At 71.9% G+C, this 16084-nt stretch carries 16 protein-coding genes and 2 pseudogenes; 11 read left to right on the forward strand and 7 right to left on the reverse strand.

Translation table 11 applies throughout. The features are described 5' to 3' along the window. The 4 genes and pseudogenes from aspA to IE325_RS46855 all read left to right on the forward strand — a co-directional run. Nucleotides 1-352, forward strand: a pseudogene (gene aspA / locus IE325_RS26670) (aspartate ammonia-lyase); the annotation flags it as partial. 48 nt (nt 353-400) lie between these two features. Further along, complete coding sequence (locus tag IE325_RS26675) at nt 401-1342, forward strand: glutaminase (protein WP_190072615.1); 942 nt, start codon at nt 401-403, stop codon at nt 1340-1342. 128 nt (nt 1343-1470) lie between these two features. Beyond that, on the forward strand, nt 1471-2865 hold the full coding sequence (gene mptB / locus IE325_RS26680) for a polyprenol phosphomannose-dependent alpha 1,6 mannosyltransferase MptB (RefSeq protein ID WP_190072616.1): 1395 nt from the start codon (nt 1471-1473) through the stop codon (nt 2863-2865). Continuing rightward, on the forward strand, nt 2862-4214 hold the full coding sequence (locus IE325_RS46855; RefSeq protein ID WP_308437684.1) for a glycosyltransferase 87 family protein: 1353 nt from the start codon (nt 2862-2864) through the stop codon (nt 4212-4214). The genes mptB and IE325_RS46855 overlap by 4 nt, the downstream gene beginning before the upstream one ends. An 80-nt stretch (nt 4215-4294) precedes the next feature. Here the strand turns inward: IE325_RS46855 and IE325_RS26685 are convergent. Together IE325_RS26685 and rho are read right to left on the reverse strand one after the other, a co-directional pair. Continuing rightward, nucleotides 4295-5134 (reverse strand): annotated as a pseudogene (locus tag IE325_RS26685) (D-alanyl-D-alanine carboxypeptidase family protein); the annotation flags it as partial. A 90-nt stretch (nt 5135-5224) separates the two neighbouring features. Beyond that, nucleotides 5225-6361: a transcription termination factor Rho gene (rho, locus tag IE325_RS26690; RefSeq protein ID WP_190072618.1), complete on the reverse strand. Its 1137-nt coding sequence runs from the start codon at nt 6359-6361 to the stop codon at nt 5225-5227. 381 nt (nt 6362-6742) lie between these two features. On the opposite strand from rho, the gene IE325_RS26695 reads away from it, so the two are divergent. From IE325_RS26695 to IE325_RS26710, 4 genes are read left to right on the forward strand one after another with little or no spacing between them, the layout of a single operon-like run. Continuing rightward, a complete protein-coding gene (locus IE325_RS26695) occupies nt 6743-7435 on the forward strand; it encodes a YciI family protein (RefSeq protein WP_190072619.1) in 693 nt (230 codons plus the stop codon). Further along, nucleotides 7432-7773: a YciI family protein gene (locus tag IE325_RS26700; RefSeq protein ID WP_190072620.1), complete on the forward strand. Its 342-nt coding sequence runs from the start codon at nt 7432-7434 to the stop codon at nt 7771-7773. Before IE325_RS26695 ends, IE325_RS26700 begins: the two co-directional genes overlap by 4 nt. Further along, nucleotides 7770-9029, forward strand: a complete 1260-nt coding sequence (locus IE325_RS26705; protein ID WP_373315225.1) for an RNA polymerase sigma factor — start codon at nt 7770-7772, stop codon at nt 9027-9029. The genes IE325_RS26700 and IE325_RS26705 overlap by 4 nt, the downstream gene beginning before the upstream one ends. 59 nt (nt 9030-9088) lie before the next feature. Continuing rightward, the gene (locus IE325_RS26710; RefSeq protein WP_190072621.1) at nt 9089-9229 is read left to right on the forward strand and encodes a hypothetical protein; all 141 of its coding nucleotides are present in this window, start codon (nt 9089-9091) and stop codon (nt 9227-9229) included. Between the two features lie 11 nt (nt 9230-9240). Here IE325_RS26710 and IE325_RS26715 read toward each other — a convergent pair whose 3' ends face one another. Next, the gene (locus tag IE325_RS26715) at nt 9241-9639 is read right to left on the reverse strand and encodes a nuclear transport factor 2 family protein (RefSeq protein ID WP_190072622.1); all 399 of its coding nucleotides are present in this window, start codon (nt 9637-9639) and stop codon (nt 9241-9243) included. A gap of 70 nt (nt 9640-9709) precedes the next feature. Here IE325_RS26715 and IE325_RS26720 point away from each other — a divergent pair, with 70 nt between their 5' ends. Both IE325_RS26720 and IE325_RS26725 read left to right on the forward strand, forming a co-directional pair. Next, on the forward strand, nt 9710-10267 hold the full coding sequence (locus IE325_RS26720) for a PadR family transcriptional regulator (RefSeq protein WP_190072623.1): 558 nt from the start codon (nt 9710-9712) through the stop codon (nt 10265-10267). A gap of 5 nt (nt 10268-10272) precedes the next feature. Next, nucleotides 10273-11025, forward strand: coding sequence for a class I SAM-dependent methyltransferase (locus IE325_RS26725; protein WP_190072624.1), 753 nt, complete (start codon nt 10273-10275; stop codon nt 11023-11025). Nucleotides 11026-11034: 9 nt separating this feature from the next. Here the strand turns inward: IE325_RS26725 and IE325_RS26730 are convergent, their stop codons facing one another. From IE325_RS26730 to IE325_RS26745, 4 genes are all read right to left on the reverse strand, one after another. Continuing rightward, entirely contained in the window at nt 11035-11778 is a 744-nt protein-coding gene (locus IE325_RS26730) for a GntR family transcriptional regulator (protein ID WP_190072625.1), read from the reverse strand. A gap of 130 nt (nt 11779-11908) precedes the next feature. Further along, nucleotides 11909-13075, reverse strand: coding sequence for a serine hydrolase domain-containing protein (locus tag IE325_RS26735; RefSeq protein ID WP_190072626.1), 1167 nt, complete (start codon nt 13073-13075; stop codon nt 11909-11911). A 113-nt stretch (nt 13076-13188) separates the two neighbouring features. After that, a complete protein-coding gene (locus tag IE325_RS26740) occupies nt 13189-13593 on the reverse strand; it encodes a nuclear transport factor 2 family protein (protein WP_190072627.1) in 405 nt (134 codons plus the stop codon). A gap of 12 nt (nt 13594-13605) precedes the next feature. After that, the gene (locus IE325_RS26745) at nt 13606-14574 is read right to left on the reverse strand and encodes an acetylxylan esterase (RefSeq protein ID WP_190072628.1); all 969 of its coding nucleotides are present in this window, start codon (nt 14572-14574) and stop codon (nt 13606-13608) included. 103 nt (nt 14575-14677) lie between these two features. Here IE325_RS26745 and IE325_RS26750 point away from each other — a divergent pair, with 103 nt between their 5' ends. Continuing rightward, nucleotides 14678-16057 carry an 8-oxoguanine deaminase gene (locus IE325_RS26750; RefSeq protein WP_190072629.1) on the forward strand — a complete coding sequence of 460 codons (1380 nt, stop codon included), beginning with the start codon at nt 14678-14680 and terminating at the stop codon, nt 16055-16057. Nucleotides 16058-16084 lie beyond the last annotated feature (27 nt).

Below are 16084 nucleotides of genomic sequence, written 5' to 3' on the forward strand. Positions count from 1 at the left end.
CGAGGCCGGACAGCTCCAGCTCAACGCCTTCGAGCCGATCATCCTGCACTCCCTCTCGGAGAGCATCACGCATCTGCGCAACGCCTGTGTGACCCTCGCCGAGCGCTGCGTGGTCGGCATCACCGCCAACACCGAGGCGCTGCGCCGGACCGTGGAGAACTCCATCGGCCTCGTCACCGCCCTCAACCCGCACATCGGGTACGAGGCCGCCACCGACATCGCCAAGGAGGCACTCTCCAGCGGCCGGGGCGTGGCCGAACTGGTCCTGGAGAAGGGCCTGTTGCCCGCCGAGGCCCTCGCCGACCTGCTGCGGCCCGAGGTCGTCGCGGGCAGCGGCCAGGCACTGGCCTGATCCGTCCCCCACATCCCTGAAGCGCACCGGGACCGGCCGGGAGGCACAATGGTGATCATGGCAGCGCCGACGTCGTCACTGACCTTCCAGCCGATCCTGGAGCGCATCGCGGAGGAGATCGGGCGGACCCCCGGCCGTGGCCGGCCCGCCGACTACATCCCGGCGCTCGCGGCCCGCGACCCTCGGGCCTTCGGCATGGCCGTCGCGGAACTCGACGGCACGGTGTACGGCGTGGGGGACTGGCGCGAGCCGTTCTCCACGCAGTCCATCACCAAGGTCTTCACCCTCGCGCTCGACCTGGCCCGCGAGGGCGACGCACTCTGGGAGCACGTGGGCCGCGAGCCCTCCGGCAACCCCTTCAACTCCCTGATCCAGCTGGAGTACGAGAACGGCATCCCGCGCAACCCGTTCATCAACGCGGGCGCCCTCGTCGTCACCGACCGCCTCCAGACCCGTACCGGAGACGCGGCCGGGGAACTGCTGGCCTTCCTCCGCGCGGAGAGCGGCAACCCGACCCTGGACTTCGACCAGGACATCGCCGCCTCCGAGTCGGCACACGGCGACCGCAACGCCGCCCTCGCCCATTTCATGGCGTCCTACGGCAACATCGACAACCCCGTGCCGGCCCTGCTCGACCAGTACTTCCGCCAGTGCTCCCTCACGGCATCCTGCGCCGACCTCGCCCTGGCCACCTCCTTCCTGGCCCGCCACGGCGTCCGAGCCGACGGCACCCGCCTCCTCACCAGAAGCCAGGCCAAACAGATCAACGCGGTGATGCTGACCTGCGGGACGTACGACGCGGCGGGCGACTTCGCGTATCGGGTGGGTCTGCCAGGTAAGAGCGGGGTGGGCGGCGGAATCATCGCGGTGGTACCGGGGCGGTGCACGCTGTGCGTATGGAGTCCGGGTTTGGATGAACGGGGCAATTCGGTGGCAGGGGTGGCGGCCCTGGACCGATTTACGACGTTGACGGGCCTGTCAGTGTTCTAGATGGGGGCGTTGAGGTGCCTTGAAGGGCACGCAGTCGATCACGCGCCGGACACACCAAGGACCCCCCTCAGAGAGACGGCCGTCAACTGACGGCCACCCGTCGTTGACACGCTGACCGAGTGTTGGCCATGGCTTTCCCCGTCGATCTCCGCCGCTGTCAGATTCTCGGTCTGGCCGGTACCGCCTTTCTCGCCCTGGGCGGTGAGACATCCGGCGCGCTGCCGGTCCGGGAACTCCTGGCTCCGAGCTCGGTGCACGCCGCCCTCGGCCTGGTCGGCGTGTACTTCGGCGTCGTCCTGCTGATAGCGGCGTGGCTGCTGCTGGGCCGGCTCGTGCGCAGCGCCGACCCGCCGTCCCCGCGTGCCCTGCTGCTGGTGCTGGCCGTCTGGGCCACCCCGCTGCTGATCGCGCCGCCGCTGTTCAGCCGGGACGTGTACAGCTACCTCGCGCAGGGCGCCATGGTCGACGCACACATCGACGTGTACGCGTACGGCCCCTCCCACCTCGGCGGCCCGCTCGCGGACGAGGTCGCCCCGCTCTGGCGGCACACGGCGGCCCCGTACGGCCCTGTGTTCCTCGGTGTCGCCTCCGTGCTGTCCGGCGCGACACGCGGCGAACTGCCCGCCGGGCTCCTCGGCATGCGGCTGATAGCGCTACTTGGGGTGGCGCTGATGGCGGCCGCGCTGCCGCGCCTGGCACGGCACAGCGGAGCCGACCCGTCCGCCGCGCTGTGGCTGGGCGCCCTGAACCCGCTCGTGCTGCTGCACCTGGTCGCGGGTGCCCACAACGACGCCATCATGCTGGGTCTGCTGGGCGCGGGCCTGGTGGCGGCACTCGGCCGGTGGCCCATGCTGGGGGCCGTACTGGTCACGCTGGCCGCGCTGGTCAAGGCGCCCGCCGCGCTGGGCCTCGTCGCCGTCGTCCTGCTTCAGATGCGCGCCGGCCACCACCCGGCGAAGGCGGTCCTGAGCACGGCCGCCGCGTCCGCCGCCACCACGGTCGCCGCCACGGCCGTGGCGGGCACGGGATACGGCTGGATAGGCGCCCTGGACACACCGGTCTCCGCGCAGAACTGGGCGCTCACCAGCCTGCTGGGCCGGGCCACCGCCTCGATGCTGGAGCGGGCCGGCAGCGATCTGGCGCCGCTGGCGGTCCCGGTGTGGCACACCTTCGGCCTTGTGCTCACGGCGGTCCTGGTGGCCCTCATATGGTGGCGCTGGCGTCCGCGCCCCGTGTACGCGCTCGGCCTGAGCCTCGCGGCCGTGGCCGCCTTCGGACCGGCGATCCGCCCCTGGTACGCCCTGTGGGGCCTGTTCCTGATCGCCGCCGCTGCCCCCAGCACCTCGGTACGGCACCGTGTGGCCGCCCTGACGGGAGTGCTCGCGCTGGCCGTGCTGCCCAGCGGCAGCTCCGCCGACGTCGGGCAGTTGGTGCTGGCGGTATCCGGTGGCGTGCTCGCGGTGGTCGTCCTGTGGCAGGCGCATCTGGCGGCGCAGGCCCCGGCGATGGAGCGCACGGCATGAGGCTTCCCCGCACCGACCGCGGCCGGCTGGCACTGGTCCTCGTCCTCGCCGCCGCCGTGACCGTCTTCACCGCCACCGTGCCGCTGCTGCGCGACTGGTTCGACCTGCGCGTCTACTACGGCACCATCGACAGCTGGATCCACCACGACGGCCGTATCTACGACTACCACGTGCCCGGCACGACCTACGGCTTCACCTACCCGCCCTTCGCCGCCGTCGTCATGCTGCCCATGGCGCTGGTGGACCTGCATGTCGCCATCGCGCTCGCGCTGCTGCTCAATGTGGCGGCGCTGGCCTTCGCGCTGCGGGTGCTGGCCGGGCAGGCCTGGCGGCGGTACGGCTGGTACGGCTGTGCGCTCGCCGTCTGCGGGCTTGCCCTGTTCGAACCGCTGCGGGACACCTTCAGCTTCGGGCAGGTGAACATCCTGCTGCTGGCCCTGGTGCTGCTCGACTGCTGGCTGCTGAGCACGGGGCGGGAACGCTGGGCCGGTGTGGGCATCGGCCTCGCCGCCGCGATCAAGCTGACCCCGGCCGCGTTCATCGGCCTGCTGCTGGTGGCCCGGCGCTGGCGTGCCGCCGGTGTGGCGACGGCCGTGGCCGCAGCGGCGACCGCGGTGGCGGCCTGGGTGGCGCCGGACGCGTCCCGGTTCTACTGGACGCACGCGATGTGGGACACCACCCGGGTGGGCCGCCTCGACTATGTCTCCAACCAGTCCCTGCAGGGCATCCTCGCCCGCCTCGACGTGACCAGCCGGGCCGTCTGGGCGGTCGTGGTCCTTGTCGTGCTGGGTGTCTGGGTGGCGCGCACCCGCCGTGCGGTCGTCGCGGGGGACTGGACGGCGGCGTTCGCACTGACCGGGCTGACCGCCTGCCTGGTCAGCCCGATCACCTGGGTCCACCATCTGGTGTGGCTGCTGCCGTCCTTCGCCGTCCTGGTCCGTCGCGGACACCGCCGCGTCGCCGCCGCTCTGTACGCGGTGCTGTGCACCAGTGTGGTGTGGCTGTGGTTCGACGATGCCTCCGGCGTCGACGGCTTCCTCGGCAGCAACATCTACGCCTGGATCACGCTCGGTCTGCTGCTGTGGCTGCCGGTCGGTCAGTCGGACTCCGACGGCTCGGTCCTGCCCCGGGTCACCAGCGACACCGCACCGGCCCCCACCCCCGCGGCACCCGCGATCGCGCAGGCTGCCGCCCAGCCGACCTCGCCCTCGGGCGCGACCGCAGCCGCCACCGGTACCGCCGCGGGCCCCGGCTTGGGCCTGGCCCGCAAACCGTCGAGCGACCCCACTGGATCCACCCGCCCGGCCGCCCCGAACCCCCAGTCGAGCAGCTCCCCGGCCTCCTCGTAGACGGCGAACCCGCCCGCCTGGGGGTTGAGCACCGTCACCACGAGGGTGCGACCACCCCGGCGGGCGGCGGCGACCAGGGTGTTGCCGGCCTCGCTGGTGTAGCCGTTCTTGACGCCGATCAGCCCCGGATAAGGCGTCACGCCGTCCGCACCGGTCAGCAGCCGGTTGGTGTTGCGGATCTCGTACTGCCAGCCGCCCCCGCCCGGGAACATCGCCTCGGCCGTGCCGCAGTACCGGGCGAACTCCGCGTTGCGCAGCCCCGCCCGGCCGAACACCGCCAGGTCGTACGCCGACGACACCTGGCCGGGCGTGTCGTAGCCGTCCGGCGACAGGACACGCGTGTCGAGGGCGCCCAGCGCACGCGCCTTGGTCTGCATACGCTCGGCCGTGGCACGCCAGCCGCCGTTGAGCGTGGCCAGCACCCGCACGGCGTCGTTGCCGGAACTGAGGAACACCCCGCGCCACAGATCGGCGATCCGGTACGTCCGTCCCTCGGCGACGCCGACCATGCTGCTGCCGGGCCCGATCCCGGCCAGGTCCTGCGCGCGCACGGTGTGCGGGACGCCGGCGGGCAGCGACGGCAGCAGGGTGAGGGCGAACAGCGTCTTCAGGGTGCTGGCGGGCGGCAGTCTGCGGTGCGCGTCGTACGCGGCGAGGACCTCACCCGAGTCGGCGTCCGCCACCAGCCACGACAGTGCGGAGAGCCGCGGAATCCGGGGCGCCCCGGAGTGCGGCCGAACCTGGAGGCCGGACCGGTACAGCAGCGAGGGCCGTGGGGTCGCCGCCGCCCGTGGTTCGCCGGGCGGTGCGGGGTCGTGCCCGGTGCGGACGGCCGCGGCGGCGGGCGCGATCGCCAGCAGCCCGGTCGCGCAGAGCGCGCAGACGGACACAAGGGCCCGGGAAGTAGATCCGATCTTCATATCGCCAACGTAGGAACGGACCCGCCCCGGGCCACGCCGGCCGGGCCGTTCGGGGCGCGTCGGCACCCGTACGGGCGATGCCCCGGCGTGTCACTCGCCGGGCAGCGTCGGCTGGATGCGTCGGAGGAAGGTGGCGTTGTCCGGTGTCTCGCGCATCCGCTCCAGCAGGGTTTCCAGGTTGGTCTGGCCGTCCCGGGTCTGCAGGGCCCGGCGCAGGCCGCGTACGGTGGTCAACTCGGCCGGGGGCAGCAGGAGTTCCTCGCGGCGGGTGCCGGAAGGGTTGATGTCGACGGCCGGGAACACTCGGCGGGAGGCCAGTTCCCGGTTCAGCCGCAGCTCCATGTTGCCGGTGCTCTTGAGCTCCTCGAAGTAGAAGTCGTCGGCGCGGGAGCCGGTCTCCACCAGAGCCGTGGCGAGGATGGTGAGCGAACCGCCCTCCTCGGCCAGGCGCGCGGCGCCGAAGAACCGCTTCGGCCCGTGCAGCGCGGCCGCGTCGACGCCGCCGCTGAGGGTGCGGCCACCGGACGCGGCCGCGTTGTTGTGGGCCCGGCACAGCCGGGTCAGGGAGTCGAGCAGGATCACGACGTCCTCGCCCGCCTCGACGAGCCGCTTGGCCCGTTCGATGACGAGCTCGGCCAGCGCGATGTGCTGCCTGGGCGCCCGGTCGAAGGTCGAGGCGTACACCTCGCCGCGCACCGAGCGCCGCATGTCGGTCACTTCCTCGGGGCGTTCGTCGAGGAGCACCACCATCAGGCGGCACTCGGGGTGGTTGCCGGCGACGGCGGCCGCGATCTGCTGCAGCAGGACCGTCTTGCCGGTCTTGGGCGGCGCCACGATCAGACCCCGCTGCCCCTTGCCGACGGGTGCGATCAGATCGGCGACCCGGCCGGTCAGACCGGACGCCGGGTGTTCGAGCCGGATGCGCTCACGCGGGTGAAGCGGCGTCAGATCGCCGAAGCGGCGCCGGTTCCGGTCGGGATTGCGGCCGTTGACGCGGGCCACTTCGGTGAGGGCGCGCTGGGTGCCGCGTACGCCGTCGACCAGGTCGCCCTTGCGCAGGCCGTGGCTGCGGATCAGCGCGGGGGAGACCTGAAGGTCGGTGGGCGAGGGCAGCAGGTTCTCGGCGCGCAGGTGCCCCTTTCCGTTCGCGTCGATGTCGAGGACACCGGTGACGGCGCGGACCGGGGGCTGCTGCTGGGCTGTGGGATGTTCGAGTGTGGTGGTCATGGTGCTGGGTCCTTTCAAGGACGGAAGGCATGAGACATGCGGAAGGAAGGGGAGTGCCGCGGACATCGGGAAGGCCGACAGAACGCCTTCGGGCGGCGGGAAACAGCACCTCGGGTACGGCGAAACCGCTGGTCACGAGGTGGTGAGGAGAAGCCGGTGCGACGACCGGCGAACTGAAGGAGAACTGGCACCGGCGCCCCGGAAGGGGCGTACACAAGTGCTGACGGGACCGTACCACGGCGATTCGGCGCGTGGCGAGTGGTCTCTCGGTAGGGGGAACGCGCCCGGGGCTTCCACTATTCCGTGCGTCCCGGGTGTCGAGTCCGGCCGGTCCTGTTCGTCGGTGGAGTGTAGGAAGCTCAGGACGACCGGGAGGAACCGATGAAGTACATGCTGTTGGTCTGCGGCGACGACACAGCCGACGCCTCGGGCATGGCCCCCGTCGAGCCGTGGGTGACGGACCTCGACGACCGCCGGGTACGCCTGCACGGCCACCGGCTGGCGCTCCCCGCCCAGGCTGTCACCGTGCGGGTGCGCGACGGCGAGGTGCTGCGCAGCGACGGTCCGTTCGCGGAGACGAAGGAGTATGTCGCGGGGTTCGACATCCTCGAGTGCGACAGCCTGGAGGAGGCGATCGAGGCGGCGGCCCGGCATCCCGTGGCCGCCATCGGGGCCATGGAGGTACGGCCGTTCTACGAGGACGAGGACGCCGAGGGGGAGATCCGCGCGCTCGACGCGGAACTGACGGCGGCAGCGGCCGAGGGGGACATCGACCGGATGGTGGCCTGCTACGCCCCGGACGCGGCGGTCTTCGTCAACGGCCGTGAACACCGAGGCGTCAGCGCCCTGCGCAAGCGGCTCAGCGATGTCACCGGCCCCGTCACCCGCGAGGTGCCGGACTTCCAGGTCCAGGTCGACGAGAGCATCGCCTTCGGCCACGCCCTCGTACGCGTCACCGGTTCGGACAACCTGTTGCACATCACCCGCGGCTACCGCAACATCGGCCTGCGCTGGCTGATCGCCCACGAGCACGTCTCTTCTGCCACCTCATCCGACACCGAGGAGCGGTCATGAAGTACGCCCTGTTCATCTGCACCCCCGTCGACGGCGAGGAGCTCAGCCCCGAGGAGATCGCCGCCGACCCGCGCTTCACCGCGTACATCGAAGAGGTCCGCAGCCGCGACATCGTCAAGGGCGGGGCCCGGCTGCGGCCCTACACCGACGCCACCACCGTCCGCGTCCAGGGCGATGAAGTCCTGCTCAGCGACGGGCCGTTCGTGGAGTCCAAGGAGTACGTCGCCGGCATCGACATCATCGAGGTCGCCGACCTCGACGAGGCCATCGCGCTCGCCTCCCGGCATCCGGCCGCGCTGGCCGGTGGCTCGGTGGAGGTGCGGCCGGTCTGGGAGTGAACGAAGTGAACGACGTGCAGGGCGTCGAGGAGGCCGTCGCAGCCGCCTTCCGCGCCGAATGGGGCCAAGTCGTCGCCACCCTCATCCGGGTGACCGGCGACTGGGACCTCGCCGAGGAGTGCGCCCAGGACGCCTTCGCCCAGGCCCTCGACCGGTGGCGGCGCGACGGAGTGCCGCGCCGCCCCGGCGCCTGGCTGACCACGACCGCCCGCAACCGCGCCCTGGACGTACTGCGCCGGGAGGCGGTGGGGGCGGCGAAGCTCCGGGAGGTGGCCGTGCGGACCCGCGACGAACCGTCGTACGACTCCGAGGACGACAGCGGCGTCCAGGACGACCGGCTGCGGCTGATCTTCACCTGCTGCCATCCCGCGCTGCCCATCGAGGCCAGGGTCGCGCTCACCCTGCGCACCCTCGCGGGCCTGACCACACCGGAGATCGCCCGCGCCTTCCTCGTCCCCGAGACGACGATGGCGCAGCGTCTGGTGCGGGCCAAGCGGAAGATCCGCAACGCCGGAATCCCGTACCGGGTACCGCCCGCGCACCTTCTGCCCGAGCGCACCACGGGGGTGCTCGGCGTGATCTACCTGCTGTTCAACGAGGGGTACGCGGCCACCGCGGGCGCCGATCTCGTCCGCACCGGCCTCTGTGCCGAGGCGATCCGGCTGGCCCGCGTCCTGGCCCGCCTGATGCCCGACGAGCCCGAAGTCCTCGGCCTGCTCGCGCTTCTGCTGCTGCACGACGCCCGCCGGGCCACCCGGGTCGACGCGGCGGGAGAGCTGGTCACCCTGGAGGAACAGGACCGCACGGCCTGGGACAGAGGGGAGGCCGAAGAGGGCAGTGCCCTCCTTCAGACCGCTCTGCGGCGCGGTCGCCCCGGGCCGTACCAGATCCAGGCCGCCATCGCCGCCTGTCACACCGAGGCTTCCAGCGCCGAGGACACCGACTGGGCCGACATCGCCGCCCTGTACGGCGAGTTGGCCCGTCTCGTGCCCTCCGCGGTGGTCCGCCTCAACCGCGCGGTGGCCGTCGGCAAGGCCGAGGGTACGGACGCGGGCCTCGCCCTGGTGGCGGAACTGGAGGACGAGGGCGAGCTGGCCGGGTACCACCTGCTGGCGGCCACCCGCGCCGACCTGCTGCGCCGCAGCGGCCGTACGAAGGAGGCCGCCGAGGCCTACCGGCGGGCACTGGAGCTGGTGGAGAACGACGCGGAACGGAGGTTTCTCGAAAGGCGGCTCGCGGAGTGTCGATCCGCGTAGCGGCCGTTCGTCGGTGGGGTGAACACGCCAAACACGCCCCTACGACACCGGAGGCCCCGATGGCCACGAACACCCTCACGCGCCGCCGACTGCACCAGCTCTTCGCCTCGCTGGTGTGGGCCCGCCGAACGCCGTCCGCCCCCGGCGACGAACCCACCACACCGGACGTCTGGCTCGCCGGGCTCCGCCTGGGCGGTTGAACCCGCGGTCGTCACACCGACCGTGCCTCCGCCTCCTTCGCGATCCGCTCGAACTGCGCCCCCATCGCCTCCGCCAGCGCTTGCAGGCCCGACAGCGGCCGGACCATCACCATGAAGTCCTCGATCAGGCCGTCCTCGTTCAGCCGCAGGAAGTCGCAGCCGGTGATCTGCCGGTCGCCCACCCGTGCGGTGAAGACGAGCGCGTGATCACGGCCGCCCGGGTCGTTGATCTCGCGCACATAGCGGAAGTCCTCGAAGACCCGCACGACCGCGCGCAGGATCGCCGCGGTGATGGCCTTCCCGGCGTACGGCTTGAACACGGCCGGGCTGGTGAAGACGACGTCCTCGGCCAGCAGCGCCTCGATGGCATCGGCGTCGCCTGCCTCGACTGCCTCGCGGAACGCGCGCATCGGATCACCTCATAGTCAATTAGTTGAGTAGGTGTGGATGAGAATAATCACCTGCTGTTACCGTGTCCACATGTCCCTCAAGTACGCTGTCCTCGCCGCACTCCTGGAGGGCGAGGCCTCGGGCTACGAGTTGTCCAAGGTCTTCGACATCTCGTTCGCCAACTTCTGGCCCGCGACCCCGCAGCAGCTCTACCGGGAGCTGGAGCGCCTCGCACAGGACGGCCTCGTCGAGGCCCGGTTCGTACAGCAGGAACGACGGCCCAACAAGCGGATGTTCACGCTCACCGCAGCTGGACGCGAGGACCTGCGTGCCTTCGCCGCCGAGCCGCCCAGGCGGCCCACCGCCATCCGTGACGAACTCCTGATCAAGCTCCAGGCGATGGAGGACCCCGAGGCCACCCGCGCCCTGATCGAGGAGCGCGTGACCTGGGCGCGAGGCAAACTCGGCCGCTACGAACGTGTTCGTGAGCGCCTGCTCGACGGCCGGACCGAGGACGAGTACCTGCGGGAGGCCGACCGTGTCGGGCCGTATCTGACGCTGCTGGCCGGAATCTCCTTCGAGGAGGAGATCCTGCGCTGGTGCGAGCGCGTCCTGACCGTGCTGAAGCAGCGCGTCGCCCAGGGGTGATCCGGATGTTCAGCCCCGAAGGCCCCTCCTTGCGCGAACTCGCCGTACAGGCCCTGTCGTCCGTCGAGCGCGGCTACGACCTGCTCGCCCCCAAGTTCGACCACACGCCCTTCCGTACGCCGGACTCGGTGCTCCACGCGGTCGCGGCGGCGCTCGCCCGGACCGGCCCGTATGACGACGGGCTCGACCTGTGCTGTGGCACGGGGGCGGGTGTGGAGGTGCTGGCGAAGGTGTGCCGGCGCAGCGTCACGGGCGTCGACTTCAGCGCCGGGATGCTGGACGTCGCCCGGCGGCGGGCTCCGGCGGGGGAGCCGCGCGTCGCATGGGTCCGCGCGGATGCCCGAGCGCTGCCCTTCGCGCCCGCCTTCGATCTCGTCGTGAGCTTCGGGGCGTTCGGGCACTTCCTGCCCCGCGAGCTGCCGGGCCTGTTCGCCCAGGTCCACTCCGTGCTCCGGCCCGGCGGGTGCTTCGCGTTCCCGGTCGTGGCGCCGCCGCGGCCGACGGACCTCGCCTACTGGATGCTGCTGGGCTTCGACACGGTCATGCGGGTGCGCAACGCCGTGTGGCGCCCGCCGTTCGTCATGTACTACCGGGCCTTCCGGCTGGGGGAGGTACGCGCCGAACTGGACCGTGCCGGGTTCGAGGTGGGACACCAGGCCCTGCCCGAGTTCGGGCTGCGGAGCGACGGGAGCCCGCGGGTGCGGATGGTCGTGGCGCGACGGCCGGACCAGGCGGGCGGGTCCGGCCGTCGCGGGTGACGCGTGTGCTCAGCCCGCTGCCGGGAGCGTGAACTCGTAGACCAGGGCGTCCTGTTGGGCGTCCACGACCAGGTCCGTGACCTCCAGGGGGCGGGCGTACTGGTCGCGGACCCAGCGGGTCACCCGCACCGTGGACGCCCCCGGGACCCGGGTGATGGCGTCGCGGTGGTGCAGGGTGAGGCCCGCCTTGCGCATCCAGTCGTAGGCGCGGCGCAGTTGGGCCGAGCCCGTGCCGTCGGTGCGGTCGCGATAGCGGGCCAGTTCCGCGACCTCGCTGAGGGCCACCGCGGAGAAGGAGGTCACCGCCGTACGCCGGCCGCCGCCGTCCGCGCCCGCCGACTCGTAGCGGTGCACCAGGGTCTGCCGGTGCGGGGCGAGTCCCAGGGCCTCGGCGTGCTCCGGCGGGGGAGCCTCCCAGGCGACCGTGGCCCGGTCCGCGGCGTCCGGGCCGGCGCTCCGGGCGCCGACCGGGAAGGTGAGCGACGCGGCCGTCTCGACCGGCAGACCGGGCAGCGTGGCATGACTGCCCCGCCGGTCGGTGGCGACCAGACCGCTGCGCCGCAGAACCTCCAGCGCCTGCCGTACCGTCTCCCTGCTGACCCCGAAGTGCTCCGCCAACTGCCGTTCCCCCGGCAGCCGTTCACCGGGCGGCACGGTCCCGTCGCGCAGCTCGTCGAGCAACTGGGTGGCGATCCTCCAGTACAGCGGCTGCCCTTCGGTGAGCGGGCGGTCGTGCGGGGTGGTGCGGGCCATGCCGCGCCTCCTGTGGTGACGTGTCGTAGTCGTGCGGGTTCTTTTGCGTCACCAGATCTAGCATTGGTCTAAACCAGCAGGGAAGGGTGGTCTGTCAGTTCGGCCGAAACAGTGCGCGCCGATCAGTGCCTCACAAGGCGCGGTACAGGGCGTCGATCAGCGCCATCTTCCGCGGGTCGTCCGCGATATGAGGCCCCATCCGGTTCATCGCATAGCCCAGCGACACCCCGGCCTCCGGGTCCGCCAGACCGCACGAGCCACCGAAGCCGTCGTGTCCGAAAGCCCGCGGGTTGGGCCCGTACGACCCGTTCGGCCCGCTGAGCCACAGGCCGAGGGCGACCTCGGTCTCGTTCTCGAACCCGGCCCCGAGCACCAGATCGCGGCAGCTGCCCTGCCCCTCGCGCACCCGCTCGGCCGCCTCCGGCGACAGGACGCGATGACCGTCGTACGACCCACGCCCGGCGAAGATCCCGTACAGCGCCGCCACCGCATGCGCCGTGCCATGCCCATTGGCGGCCGGGATCTCGGCGGCCTGCCACTCGGGCGAGTTGGCCTGGGCCGCGCCGAGGACCGGGTTGGTCAGCGCGGCGAGGGCGGCGGGCGCCAACTGGCTGAAGATCGCCGCCTGTTCACTGGTCCGCTCGACCGGCGGCTGCACCAGCTCGGCCACCCTCCCCGAATCCTTCTCCGGCAACCCGATCGAGAAGTCGATCCCGAGCGGCCCGGTCACCTCCCGCTCCAGGAACGCCCCCGGCAGCAGTCCCGACACCCGCCGCACGACCTCCCCGACCAGAAAGCCATAGGTGAACGCGTGGTACCCGGACCGCGTCCCCGGCGCCCACCACGGCTCCATCGCCGCCAGCCGCTGGGTTGTCAACTCCCAGTCGCAGAGCTGCTGGAAGGTGTGCGGCTCGCGCAGCCCGGACAGCCCTGCCCGGTGCGAGAGCAGATGCCGTACGAGTATCTGCTCCTTGCCCGCAGCGGCGAACTCCGGCCAGTACGTGGCCACCGGGGCGTCGAGGTCGAGCAGCCCCCGGTCGGCGAGGATGTGCGCGCACAGTGCCGTCGGGCCCTTGGTCGTCGACCACAGGTTGACCGGCGTGTCGTGCTCCCACGGGCGGGTGCGTGCCGCGTCGGCCCAGCCGCCCCACAGGTCCACCACCGTCCTGCCGTCCACGGTGACGGCGACCGCGGCGCCCAGTTCCCCGCGCTCCCGGAAGTTCGCCTCGAACGCCGTCCGCACCGCCGCGAACCGCGGATCGCACTGCCCGTGCACCTGTGCCTCGTGCTCTGCCATGGCCCACCCCTGGTCGTCGTCCGCCGGAAACCCGGGCCGCGTTCTCGCCCGGCCCGGGCTCCCTGAACGTACCGACTGGTCGGACTGGGCGAAAGGTGCCCAACGGAAAGCGCTCAGATGAAGAACAGCGCGCCCTCCGGCTCCCGGTGCCCCTCGACCGTGTGCCAGTAGTCCCGCGTCTCCACGGCCAGCCCCGCCGCGCCGAACCGGGCGAAGACACATCCGGCGAGCGTGGCCGGTACGCCTTCCTCCTCCGTCAGAACCCGGAACTCGGCCACGGCCACACCGTCCGCGCCGACGACCGGGGCCGAGAAACGCACATCGGTCACCCGCTCGTCGGCGAACGACCAGCGCAGATACGCGGCCAACTCGGCACGCCCCCGATGCGGCTCGCGGAACGGCATCGAGCGGTGGATGCAGTCCTCGGCGTACAGCTCCAGCAACGCGTCCACGTCATGCTCCGCCCAGGCTCGCTGCCACACACGGACGAACCGCTCCGCGGCCGCACGCGTCTCCATCCGCATCGCCCCTCAGGCGCGCGTGCGCAGCCAGTCCAGCTTGGTCGCCTCGTGGTACGGGCCGCCGCCCTCGTGGTCGTTGAAGTCGTACACCTCGATGGCCTTGTCGTCGTGGGACCAGGCGTTGAAGGCCGCGAAGACCGTGGACGGCGGGCAGGTCTGGTCCTCCAGGGCCGCCGAGAAGAGGGCGGGCGCACGGCCACGGGACGCGAAGTGGACACCGTCGAAGTAGGACAGGGTGCGCAGGACGTCCTCGGAGCGGCCCCGGTGCGTCTTGAGGTAGAGGCCGATCTCGCGGTACGGGTGACGGTCCGTGAGGGTGGCCGCGCGCGGGTAGTCGAGCAGGAACGGTACGTCCGGTGCGATCGCCGCGAGGTCGGGCACCAGGCCGCCGACCGCGATGGTGATGCCGCCGCCCTGACTCGCGCCCAGGGCGACCGTGCGCGAGGCGTCGGTCAGGGGGTGCGAGCGGGCGGCCTCGACGGCCCGTACGGCGTCCGTGAACACCCGGCGGTAGTAGTAGTTCTCGGGTGCGTCGACGCCGCGCGTCATGAACCCCGGGAACGCGGGCGCGGCGCCCACCGGGTCCGGCGTCCCACCGCCACCGCCCCAAGCGCTGCCCTGGCCGCGCGTGTCCATCATGAAGTGCGCCCGGCCCGTGGAGGCCCACAACAGGTTCTCATGCGGCAGGCCGCGCCCGCCGCCGTAGCCGATGAACTCCACGACCAGCGGCAGCGGCTCCGTGGCCCCGGCCGGCAGCCGCAGCCAGCCCTTCACCGGGTGCCCGCCGAACCCGGCGAACGTCACGTCGTACACCTCGACCGTGGACAGGCCCGTGTCGACCGGCTCGAAACGGGCGTCCAGGTCGTGCCCGCGCGCTTCCTCAAGGGTCTTGGACCAGAACGAGTCGAAGTCCTCGGGCTCGACGGACTCGCTGTGGTACTCGCGCAGTTCGTCAAGCGGAAGGTCGAACAGGGCCATGGAGAACCGCCTTTGCGATGAGTGACCGCGGATGATCACACCGTACGTGGATGATCGGAGCACTCGCCAGATCCCCGCCGTGCCGAGCACCTACGATGGCGCCATGACGACTGCCGTCGAACCCCCGACCGGGCCCGCGGAGCTGCTGGTCAGGGACGCCGAACTGCTGGTCGTGGACGGAGAGCGGGAGATCCCGGGCGGCTGGCTGGCCGTCAGCGGTGGTCGGGTGACCGGTGTCGGCGCCGCGGGGAGCGAGCCGGAGGCCCGTACCACCCTCTCGGCGGCCGGGCGACTGGTCACCCCCGGCCTGATCAACACCCACCATCACATTTACCAGAACCTCACCCGCTCCTACGCGCCTGCCGTGAACGGCTCCCTGTTCGACTGGCTCACCACTCTCTACCCGCTCTGGGCGCGCCTGGACGAGGAAGCCGCCTATGTGTCGGCGTACGTCGGCATGGCCGAACTGCTCATGGGCGGCTGCACCACCTCCTCCGACCACCTCTACGTCCACCCCCGCCCGCACCTGGTCGACGCCGAGATCCGCGCCGCCCGCGACATCGGCTTCCGCTTCCATGCCACGCGGGGATCGATGACCCGCTCGGTGGAGGACGGAGGGCTGCCGCCGAGGAGCGTCACACAGACCGAGGACGAGGTCCTCGCCGACAGCGAACGGCTGATCAGGGCCCATCACGACCCCTCGCCGGGCGCGCTCGTGCGCGTCGCCCTCGCCCCCTGCTCGCCGTTCTCGGTGACCAAGTCGCTGATGACGGCCACCGCCGAACTCGCCGAGCGCCATGACGTACGTCTGCATACGCATCTCGCCGAGGACCACGACGAGGACACGTACTGCCTGGAGACCTACGGCTGTCGTCCCGTCGAGTACTTCGAGGCGACGGGGTGGATGAGCGACCGCAGTTGGGTCGCGCACTGCATCTACCCGACCGGCGACGAGTTGCGCCGCCTGGCCGCCGCGGGCGTCGGCGTGGCGCACTGCCCGAGCTCCAACATGCTGATCGGCGGCGGCACCGCGCGCGTGAAGGAGATGCGTGAGCTGGGACTGCCCGTCGGTATCGGCTGCGACGGTTCCGCGTCCACCGACCACGCCTCCCTCTGGCTGGAGACCAGGACCGCGCTGCTGCTCGGCCGCTACCGGGGCGGCCCCGGCGCCATGACCGCCCGCGACGCCCTCGACATCGCCACCCGAGGCTCGGCACGCTGCCTCGGCCGGGACGACGAACTGGGCCATCTACGGCCCGGCGCCTGCGCAGACCTGGTCGTCTGGGACCAGCACGAGGTCGCGCTCGCGGGGGCGTTCAGCGACCTGGTGGAGGCGTGGCTGCGCTGCGGGCCCGCCCGGGCGTGGACGACGGTGGTCGGGGGGCGGGTGCTGGTCGATCGCGGGGAGCCGCGGCTTAGCGCCCTTGCGGATGCCTTGCGGGTGCATGGCGGGATCGCTCGCCGGATGCAGCGGGACGCGTAGCCGAGGCCTGGGCTTGTCCTGGTACCT

Source organism: Streptomyces lanatus, from assembly GCF_014655715.1.
Classification (GTDB): domain Bacteria; phylum Actinomycetota; class Actinomycetes; order Streptomycetales; family Streptomycetaceae; genus Streptomyces; species Streptomyces lanatus.

Bases quoted from the DNA above. Each gene is read 5' to 3' on its own strand.
- IE325_RS26675 (WP_190072615.1), top strand. From the start codon at position 401: ATGGTGATCATGGCAGCGCCGACGTCGTCACTGACCTTCCAGCCGATC.
- mptB (WP_190072616.1), top strand. From the start codon at position 1,471: ATGGCTTTCCCCGTCGATCTCCGCCGCTGTCAGATTCTCGGTCTGGCC.
- IE325_RS46855 (WP_308437684.1), top strand. From the start codon at position 2,862: ATGAGGCTTCCCCGCACCGACCGCGGCCGGCTGGCACTGGTCCTCGTC.
- rho (WP_190072618.1), bottom strand. From the start codon at position 6,361: ATGACCACCACACTCGAACATCCCACAGCCCAGCAGCAGCCCCCGGTC.
- IE325_RS26695 (WP_190072619.1), top strand. From the start codon at position 6,743: ATGAAGTACATGCTGTTGGTCTGCGGCGACGACACAGCCGACGCCTCG.
- IE325_RS26700 (WP_190072620.1), top strand. From the start codon at position 7,432: ATGAAGTACGCCCTGTTCATCTGCACCCCCGTCGACGGCGAGGAGCTC.
- IE325_RS26710 (WP_190072621.1), top strand. From the start codon at position 9,089: ATGGCCACGAACACCCTCACGCGCCGCCGACTGCACCAGCTCTTCGCC.
- IE325_RS26715 (WP_190072622.1), bottom strand. From the start codon at position 9,639: ATGCGCGCGTTCCGCGAGGCAGTCGAGGCAGGCGACGCCGATGCCATC.
- IE325_RS26720 (WP_190072623.1), top strand. From the start codon at position 9,710: ATGTCCCTCAAGTACGCTGTCCTCGCCGCACTCCTGGAGGGCGAGGCC.
- IE325_RS26725 (WP_190072624.1), top strand. From the start codon at position 10,273: ATGTTCAGCCCCGAAGGCCCCTCCTTGCGCGAACTCGCCGTACAGGCC.
- IE325_RS26730 (WP_190072625.1), bottom strand. From the start codon at position 11,778: ATGGCCCGCACCACCCCGCACGACCGCCCGCTCACCGAAGGGCAGCCG.
- IE325_RS26735 (WP_190072626.1), bottom strand. From the start codon at position 13,075: ATGGCAGAGCACGAGGCACAGGTGCACGGGCAGTGCGATCCGCGGTTC.
- IE325_RS26740 (WP_190072627.1), bottom strand. From the start codon at position 13,593: ATGGAGACGCGTGCGGCCGCGGAGCGGTTCGTCCGTGTGTGGCAGCGA.
- IE325_RS26745 (WP_190072628.1), bottom strand. From the start codon at position 14,574: ATGGCCCTGTTCGACCTTCCGCTTGACGAACTGCGCGAGTACCACAGC.
- IE325_RS26750 (WP_190072629.1), top strand. From the start codon at position 14,678: ATGACGACTGCCGTCGAACCCCCGACCGGGCCCGCGGAGCTGCTGGTC.